This is a genomic window from Xylophilus sp. ASV27 (assembly GCF_016428875.1).
Taxonomy (GTDB): domain Bacteria; phylum Pseudomonadota; class Gammaproteobacteria; order Burkholderiales; family Burkholderiaceae_C; genus Xylophilus.
The window spans coordinates 1-320 of the sequence record NZ_JAELTO010000342.1; the positions used below are offsets into that span (position 1 = coordinate 1).

1 pseudogene is annotated in these 320 nt (G+C 78.1%); it reads left to right on the plus strand.

The features are described from left to right. Window positions 1–320: pseudogene (locus tag JHD63_RS24385) on the plus strand (hypothetical protein); the annotation flags it as partial.

Here is a 320-nt window from a genome sequence, read left to right on the forward strand (position 1 = left end):
GTGCACGGTGCTGCCGGTGGCAGCGGCCTGGCCGCCATCGAAATCGGCAAGCTGCTGGGCGCCCTGGTGATCGCCAGCGCCAGCAGCGAACAGAAGCTTGCGGCCGCCGCCGACCATGGTGCCGACCCTGTCTCTTATACACATCTCCGAGCCCACGAGACCGTACAGGAAATCGCGTATGCCGTCTTCTGCGTGAAAGGGGGGGGGGGGGGGGGGGGGGGGGGGGGGGGGGGGGGGGGGGGGGGGGGGGGGGGGGGGGGGGGGGGGGGGGGGGGGGGGGGGGGGGGGGGGGGGGGGGGGGGGGGGGGGGGGGGGGGGGG